Raw genomic sequence first — 8757 nt, 5'->3', positions numbered from 1 at the left:
AATGCTCATTTCCAATAAATTACACTCTTTTCGTAACTTCATCCCGCAAATTGATTATTCATGTAGGATCAAGTCCGGAGAATTGACCTTAAAAATATTCTAATATGAATTACCTCGAAAATTTTACTCAAAAAATAACGGATAGCGGCATTGAAGAAGAACCTGCTATTGTTCAATATTGTAAGGTACTTGCAGCTATGATTCCCAGCAGCTTATTTGTATTGGATATGGTTCAAAAGCGATTTTGCTATATCAAGCCGGACGATCTTTTTCTGTGCGGCCATTCCATGGAAGAGGCGATGACGTTAGGATATGATTTCTTTTCCAAGATCATTCATCCAGAAGACTTGCCGTTATGGAAAAGCTTTTTAGGGAATCTATCACGGACGTTACAAGAAAACTCGGACGAATGGAGTGATTATTTCGGCCTATTCCGTTTGCTGCCGAAATATCCCTTTATCACAAAATCATTGGAGCGGTACAGTTACCATCGGCTGATTCCGGTTCGTAAAGAGTCGGGACATTATTATTTGATAGGGATCGTCTCCGATTCGAAATGCAAAAAGATAGGATGTTATCGGAATGGCGCGAGTCGTTTCATATACCAAGCCTATAACCCTAAGAAACGAGGTTGGCATATACAACAAATTCCTCTACTCAGCAGACGAGAGCTGGAGATCTTGGCGATCGCCACAGGAGAGCAGGACTTGCATTTCATCGCTGAGAAACTTTGCCTGAGTTATTATACGATACGAAGCCACGTCTCCTCCATTAAGCGGAAGTTAAAAGTTCAAGACCTCCGGGAAGCGACCGATTGGATCTCTTATCTACATATTTTGCAATCTCCTCAGGAAAGAGATAGAGAGGAGAGTTGTTGTTCAACAAGAAATTTCACTTTCAATAAAAATTGAAAGATATACAAGCCTTATTGGGCGAAAAACAAAGCATCTGATCAATTTCACTTGCGACAGGAAGACCCGAAAGCACAATTCGAAGTTAGATTTCGAAAGGATCTTTGAAAAAATAAGGCTATACGCAAAAAAAGTAGATACTCAGATTGGCTAGACGGCTTACCCGCAAGAGCACGGTGGCTACGATTGATCGTCAATGAGGGCGGCGACAGCGAGAGCCCGGATGAGGTTCGATGAAATTTAGCAAACTATTCTCCTGCCGCAGAATGCGGCGGAGAGTAAATTATTAATCAATTAAATACTTCAAACATTATGAATTCCAAATCAGAGAAGAAGCTTCAAGGCAAGCTTAAGCTGAACAAGCTGAGTGAGAATGCGCTGGCTAAGCGCGAGATGAAAGTCCTAAAGGGAGGGTGTAACTGTTATGTTAATGGCGATAAAGTCGGCTATTAATATTCCCTTTTATCTTTTCAGCTAAAGGCCTAATTAGGCCCTTAGTTCTCTCGTTTTATTATTAGCAAGAATACTTCATATAGATCATGAAAAATACGATAGAATATGTCACGGTAGATAATAATCATTATTTATTCCACTCAGATATCTCTTTTTCGATGTTCATACATCCTGAGTTGGCGAAGGTGTGCGGGCGACAATCGGGGGTAGATCCTTACTATGTTCGAAAATACGCTTATCTAAAAGATAAAGGTTTCTTTGGGGAGGTCTTGCCGGTTGAGTTTGCTACAACCTTAGAGAAATCTGTAATTGAGAATAATATCGCTCAAGTTCCGCAAGTATCTTTTGAAACCACAGATCACTGTAATTTAAATTGCCGTTATTGTTCATTGGGCGATTTATATACCTTTAGTAAAAAGGAACGAAAAAACATTGATCCTCAAAAAGCGTTGCGTTTATTGCGGTTTCTTTTTGACGTGAAACTGGAAGGATCGGAATTTGCGATCGTTTTTTTCGGAGGGGAACCTTTGGTGAATGGTCGATTTGTAGAGATGATCGTTGAGGAAGCCAAACGTTTAAATGAGAAAAAGAAATTAAAATTGGAGTTCACTATAACTACCAATGCGACATTGATAGATCGATACCTTGACTTATTGGTGGATAATCAGTTTAAGATGTTGATTAGCCTAGATGGCGATGAGAAAGGGCAAGGCTATCGAACATTTATGAAAGATGGTACAAACTCTTTCTGGCAAGCGATCCGGAATATCGATCGTTTGCAGTGCGAATATCCGGATTTTTTCGAAGAAAGGGTTGATTTTAATGCGGTGTTGCACGATCGGAATTCTGTGCAGGAGATTTATGAGTTTATCTATAACAGATACCATAAGATTCCTTCAATTGCTCAGATGAATAAAGATCATGTAAATAAAGAAAAGAAAGAGTTAATGGAGCAAATGTTTGTTGATCGGAGGGTGAGTGAGAGCGACTTTCAAAAGACGAATTCCGATCTGTTGCCGGTTGTGCATGATGAACTGATCCAGTTCAAGGAACTGAACGATTTCTTTGCGAATAATTCCGTTAATTTCTATATGACCAATTTGTTGGACTTATTGTATGATCATGTAAGTTTAATACCTACTAAAACCTGTTCGCCTTTCCAAAGAAAGATGTTTTTTAATACGAACAGTCAAATCTTGCCTTGTGAAAAGGTCAGTTATACTTACTTTATTGGTAAGGTGGAAGACGATTCCGTAAAGATTGATATGGAGGAGGCCTCAAGAAGATACAGTGCTTATTATAAAAACATACAGAAAATCTGTCAGCGTTGTTATAATCGGCGGATTTGCTCAATTTGTCTATTGACATTGGATAATTTGGCGGATTTGGGAACAGATGGCTTTACTTGTCCTAATTTCTTAGATAAGGATGCTTTTGGGGAAAAGTTGGGAAAGACTTTCTCGTCCTTAGAGAAGAATCCAATGGAGTTTAGGCATATAATTAATGACTGGATGTTGAATAAAAGATAAAATAGATGGAGAACGAACAAAAATATTGGTTCATGATAGAACCTTATGTATATATTCATTTGACAGAAAACCAGGTTATATTGTATAATACGTTAGATTATGCGAGTATAGAGTCGAGTCGAATGGAAGTTGTTGGTTTAATGCGGGAGTTACTGCGGGAAGAGAATGTAGGTGTTGTAAGTCTTGACGCTTCGTATATGGAGCGATCTGTACCTATTAAGTCTTTTGTTGAGGAAATCCGAGAGAAATTTATGGGAGACATCGTGGATCAAGCTTTGTCTAACCGGAAGCCGGTACAGATATTGCCTTTTATTAATTACCCCGTTTGGGAGGAAAAGGGTTGTGACCTCAATTTCTTGGAAGATTGGTCTCAAATCTTATCTGAAGTGACAGTCCATATCGATCAAACCGTGAATATGGATTTATTGGTAAACTATCTTCGGACTATACCGGGAAATGTAGCTTTTATCTTGAAAGCGGATTGGAGAGAAAACTTGAACATCGATTTATTATTGGAGAGCTTGAAAGATAGGTCTGTCCCGATTACAATCGATAGCTCTTATCAATGTATTCCCGTAATTGAACGGACCTACGCTTCGGATTTTATTTATCGGGTATCTGTAGCTTTTCCGATTGATCATTCCGCTTGGGAGGCAGTCGTGCGTAAGGAGCAAGCGTTAGGTCATTCATTTAACTATTTCTTTAAGATTACATCAGAGGCCGATTATCAGGTAGCGGAACAACTGATCGAAACTTACCCGATTGGGAATTATCAATTAGATCCGGTCTATACCGGACAAAATCTTGATTTTTTCCAAGAAAATATATTCTTGACGCATGAGGATATTTTGGCTTCGTCCTTGTCTATGAAGGAATTGTTTAGAAAACGAACGATCAATCAGAATGATTTCGGCAAGCTCCGTATTTTGCCGAATGGTGATATTCGTGCCAATTTACATCATCCGGTTTTAGGGAATATCACGACTTGTTCTATTTATGAGATTATTCAAAAAGAGATAAAGGAAGGGAAATCATGGCTCCGGATCCGAAATCAATCTCCTTGTAATACATGCCTGTACAGGGATTTGTGCCCTTCTCCTTCGGACTATGAATTGGAGATAGGTTATCCAAATCTCTGTTGGATAAGTAAACATCATTAAATATCATTTTATGTATAAGTATTATTGAAAATAACAAAAACAATCATATTATGAAACTATCTATTTATACCCCAATATTTCTATTACTTCTTTTGGTTCTAAACGGATGTGGAGACAAATCCTCCGACGAGCAAACCTTCATCACGGTGGACGTGGACAAGAGTTATTCCAAAAAGGAATTTATCCTACAGGATTTGTTCGATATAGAGTATGTGCGATTAGAGACAAATGAAAAGTTCTTGACATCAGGAAAGGTGCGGTCGATTGGCGAGAATTTGATGCTTTTTACGGATAGTAAGAATGGTGGAGATATCCATGTCACGGACGGAAAAGGCAAATACCTACGAACGATCAACCGTAAAGGCCAAAGCGGAGAGGAGTATGTATACATCAATACCGTAATTTATGATGAAAAGAATCAAGAATTATACGTAAACGATACGATGACCGGTCGGATTCAGGTTTATGATCTGTTTGGTAATTTCAAGCGAAGTATCAAGCATCTTATGGGGGCTACTTATTTCAGGTTGGATAATTTCAATCAAGATTATTTGATTTGCTATGCAGAACCTTCTGCTGATCCCACGGACAGTGGATATGAGGAGGCCATACCCAATAGCGGGTTCATGTTGGTGTCTAAGCAAGACGGGAGTGTTCAGCGAATAGCGATCCCTTTCGATGTCTATGTGTCTGGAACGATTATCTCGGAAAACTCAGGGCAAAAAATATATGCCGCTATCCAAAATAGTCCTTTAATCCCTTATTTCGATAATTGGTTATTGACGGAAATCTCCACGGATACGATCTATTTGTATGAGACGGATAAACGGGCGTTGAAGCCTTTCTTAGTGCGTACGCCTTCGGGGAAAGAGATGAATCCTCCAGTTTATTTGTTTCCCGGTGTTATGACTGATCGCTATTATTTTCTTCAAAGCTTGAAGTTTGAGTTTAATTTCTCTAAAGGTACAGGCTTCCCCCCTGCGGAATTGGTTTACGATAAGCAGGAGGATAAGGTATATAGATATGAGGTCTATAACCAAGATGTGACAAAGGATGAGCCTTTGAACCTTGTATGGCAATTCCCGCCTTTGCCATATCTCAACAATCGTAATGGGATCGCTTTCCTTTCCCGGATGGAAGCCCCCGGTTTGGTGGAGGCCTACGAAGACGGCAAACTGCAAGGCCCCTTGAAAGAGATCGCCGCCGATTTGGAGGAAGAGTCGAATCCGGTTATCATGATCGCCCGATATAAGAACGAATGAGCGTATCGATTTGTCATACAGACCATCCGGACCATTCCCGGATCGCCGATTGGCTGCTGCTGAACGGCACATTGACCGCTTGCCCCGGCTTGTTGCATGGGAAGTTAGGAATCGCCATCTTTTTTTTCCACTATGCCCGCTTTACAGGCGAGGAACTGTTCGATGAGTACGCTTGGGATTTGGTGGTGGCGATGCAAGAACAGCTCCATGCCAATTACCGTCCGGATTACGAATGGGGGATAGCGGGTATCGGTGTGGGGATCGACTACTTGATCCGTAGTGGATTAATAGAGGTGGACGAGGATTTCTTCGAGGATTTGGATGAGCGGATGTATCGGGCGGTGATGTATGACCCTTATCCCGATTATAGCCGGGATGAGGGGCTGACCGGCTACGGATGGTATTGGCTTTGTCGCCGGGCGAATGCGGGGGCCGCGGATTGCTTGTCGCGGATCGCCGCCCGGATCGAGCAAGATCAGGCCGGTTTCTCTCCCGGAGAGATACGGGATGCAGCTCGTTTTCTGCGCGCTTATGCCGGGCATCCGGATCCGGTTGACACCTTGGTGGAGACGGATTGGGAGCGATTGGTGGGTGCGGGCTTGGCGGGTGGATATGCGGGGGCCGGCTTGGAGTCGCTAAGTTCGCTTGGAGCTGTGGATACCTCTTGGCGGCTTCTTTTATAAATTTGTTTGATCTCAATCTGTGGGAAAAGATGATAAATCTGTATTTGTTCAATAATAAAAACCGGGGGGCGTTTTATGGCGTGGGCAGCTACGTCCGGGAATTGGTAGCCTCGTTGCGGGGGAGCGGTATCCGTATTCATGTGGTCTATCTGTTCGGCGAGAAGGCTCAAATCGAGCGATGGGAGGAGGGGGAGGTCTCGTATCTCTCTTTTCCGGAGCCGGTAGCCGAGGATTGGGTCGCCTTGGAGGTGCGGCAGCGGGCGGCTTATTTCCGGAATATCGTTTATCTGCTTCGCCGCTTTATCCGGGATACGGAGAAGCTGGTGTTTCATTTGAATTGTTATAAGGACGAGGCATTGGCGCGGGAGTTGAAGGCGGCGTTTCGTTGCCGGGTGGTTACGGCGGCGCATTTCTCGGATTGGAGCTCGGTTATTTACGACAACCCGGAGCGTCTCCGAGCGATCTTGCGGAAGGAGTGTACGCAGCCTTTGGACGATTTGATCCGGGAGTCGTTCGGGGAGGAGCAGGCGTTTTACGCTGCGACAGACCGGGTAATCGGTCTTTCCGATTATATGCGTGCCTTGTTATGCGAGGACTACGGGTTGCTTCCCGATCGGGTGGCGGTTATCCCGAACGGGATGGCCGATGTGGCAGATACGGACCGGGATCCGGTGCTGATCCGGGAGAAATGGCAGCTGCGCCCGGAGGAGCGGATCATCCTTTTTGTCGGGCGGCTGGATAGTATCAAGGGAGTCCGTTTCTTGATCCGGGCGTTCCGGAAGGTATCCCGCCAGTATCTGGACAGCCGGTTGTGGATCGTAGGCGATGGTGATTATAAGGATTGTTTCGAGGAGGCGAATCCTATTTTCTCGCAGGTTACTTTAACGGGTTTTCTAGATCGGGCCTCGCTGCTGGAGTTGTATCGTGTGGCCGATGTCGGCGTGGTTCCCTCGCTGTTTGAGCCTTTCGGGTATGTGCCGGTAGAGATGATGATGCACGGCTTGCCGGTCGTGGCCACCGCCACTTCCGGTCTGGACGAGGTGGTAGATGATTCATGCGGGCTGAAAGTGCCGCTTGCCGTATCCGCCGATCGGGTAGAGATCGATGCCGACCAGCTGGCGGAGAAGATCCTCTTTTTGCTGCGGAACCCGGAGGAGGCGAGGCAGCTTGGGCGGAACGGACGCGGGCGATTTGTGGAGAGATATTCCTCGGAGGTGTTTGGCAGGAATATGTCGGCGTTTTATGAATCCTTATTCGCGGAAGAGAACCCTACGGAAGAAGCTATGGAAAAGGAGAAACATATAGATTTGTCGGTGATCGTTCCTATATATAATACGGAGGCGTATTTGCCGGTCTGTCTCGACTCGTTGTTGGGGATAGACGGGCCGTGCGTGGAGATCGTGCTTGTCGATGACGGATCGACGGATGGATCCGGGAAAATAGCGGATGCCTATGCACTGGAAGACAGCCGTATTCGAGTGATCCATCAAGCGAACGGAGGGGCTTCCGTGGCACGTAATACGGGATTGGAGGTGGCCCGGGGGGAGTATATCTTATTCGTGGACAGTGATGACTGGGTGCTGGGCGATGCGTTGGCATCTTTGTTTCGCACGGGGGTGGAGAGCCAGGCAGATGTTGTGATGGGAGAAATCCGGTTCTGCGATCAGGAGGGGAATCCGGGGGCGCTTTTCAATCCGGTCAAGGGGATGCGACCGAAAGTCTTGCTGGGCAGGGAAGGCTTTGTCGGGTTGATGAGGGATGGCTCTTATCTTCCTACTCCTGTCCGTTTTGTTTGTCGGCGGGATTTCTTGCGCATGATAGGGGTGCGTTTCGAGGAGGGGATCATGCACGAGGATGAGCTTTGGACTCCCATTGTTCTCTGCCAGGCGGAGAGGCTGGCGATTACCTGCACGGAGTTTTATAGATACCGCCAAGACGATTCTTCGGTCATGCATACGACCAAGTGGAGCCGACGGCTGCGATCCTTGTTCCGGGTAGTGGACGGGTTGGCGCAGTTTGCCGACCGCTGGTCGTTCGACGGGGAAGAGCGGGAATTGAAAAGTTGGTGGTATGCGAATCTGTTTCGCCTTTATCACTGGGCGTTCGCCTATCTTGCCGAGGTGCGAGACAGCTCGATCGAGGTTCCTGCTTGTCATTTGGATCGTTTCTGGCGAAATTGCGGAGAGATGATACCCGAGGCCGCCATACGTTGCAGGGAGTATTACCAAAAAGCGGAAAATCATTTAAAGGAGTATACGGACTGGCGTATGTCGGATAGCGTGATCGCCATGACATATTGGTCTAAAACCAACAAGAGGATTCTTTTGATATTCAATACGGTGGACGAGAGGATATACGTTTCCCATTTGGGCGGACTCCCTTCCGGCTGGGTAGTCACTACGGACAGGAAATACATAGGTCGTGCCGATTGGGTGGTTTTTCATCTGCCTTCGTTATCCGACACCTTGGAATATGACCTGGCAAAGCCGGAAGGACAACGCTGGGCGAGTTGGTATGCGGAAAGCGAGCAAGACGATCCTCTGTTCAACGATACGGAAATCATGGATTTGTTTGATATTTCTATCCGATTCACTACTTTTGGAGAGTGTATAGAGAAGATCGTGAATTTGGATGTTTAAACCCTTCCCCACATATCGCCAACTGGACTCCATGGACTGCGGCCCCACCTGCCTTCGGATGATCGCCCGATTCTATGGACGTGTGTACTCGATCCAGAACTTACGGGAGAAAGCCTTCAT

8 protein-coding genes are annotated in these 8757 nt (G+C 45.3%); all 8 read left to right on the top strand.

The window, feature by feature from the left end:
- The first annotated feature begins 104 nt into the window (after window positions 1-104).
- Window positions 105-911, top strand: a complete 807-nt coding sequence (locus DW205_RS21750) for a response regulator transcription factor (protein WP_005863480.1) — start codon at window positions 105-107, stop codon at window positions 909-911.
- A gap of 312 nt (window positions 912-1223) precedes the next feature.
- On the top strand, window positions 1224-1364 hold the full coding sequence (locus tag DW205_RS21745; RefSeq protein ID WP_005863479.1) for a TIGR04149 family rSAM-modified RiPP: 141 nt from the start codon (window positions 1224-1226) through the stop codon (window positions 1362-1364).
- Between the two features lie 86 nt (window positions 1365-1450).
- Window positions 1451-2893 (top strand): radical SAM peptide maturase, encoded by a 1443-nt coding sequence (locus tag DW205_RS21740; RefSeq protein ID WP_005863478.1) that lies wholly within the window; start codon window positions 1451-1453, stop codon window positions 2891-2893.
- 5 nt (window positions 2894-2898) lie between these two features.
- Window positions 2899-4053 (top strand): TIGR04150 pseudo-rSAM protein, encoded by a 1155-nt coding sequence (locus tag DW205_RS21735; protein ID WP_005863477.1) that lies wholly within the window; start codon window positions 2899-2901, stop codon window positions 4051-4053.
- A gap of 50 nt (window positions 4054-4103) precedes the next feature.
- Complete coding sequence (locus DW205_RS21730) at window positions 4104-5315, top strand: 6-bladed beta-propeller (protein WP_005863475.1); 1212 nt, start codon at window positions 4104-4106, stop codon at window positions 5313-5315.
- Complete coding sequence (locus DW205_RS21725; RefSeq protein ID WP_005863473.1) at window positions 5312-5998, top strand: hypothetical protein; 687 nt, start codon at window positions 5312-5314, stop codon at window positions 5996-5998. Before DW205_RS21730 ends, DW205_RS21725 begins: the two co-directional genes overlap by 4 nt.
- 29 nt (window positions 5999-6027) lie before the next feature.
- Window positions 6028-8637: a TIGR04157 family glycosyltransferase gene (locus tag DW205_RS22705; RefSeq protein ID WP_005863471.1), complete on the top strand. Its 2610-nt coding sequence runs from the start codon at window positions 6028-6030 to the stop codon at window positions 8635-8637.
- Window positions 8630-8757, top strand: a 128-nt coding sequence (locus tag DW205_RS21710) for a cysteine peptidase family C39 domain-containing protein (protein WP_147326771.1), incomplete at its 3' end; no start/stop codon positions are given. The genes DW205_RS22705 and DW205_RS21710, both read left to right, overlap by 8 nt.

The sequence above is a fragment of the Parabacteroides sp. AM17-47 genome, from assembly GCF_003434625.1.
Taxonomy (GTDB): Bacteria; Bacteroidota; Bacteroidia; order Bacteroidales; family Tannerellaceae; genus Parabacteroides; species Parabacteroides distasonis.
Note: the sequence above shows the minus strand (reverse complement) of the source record. Positions and strands in the feature narration are given on the sequence as shown.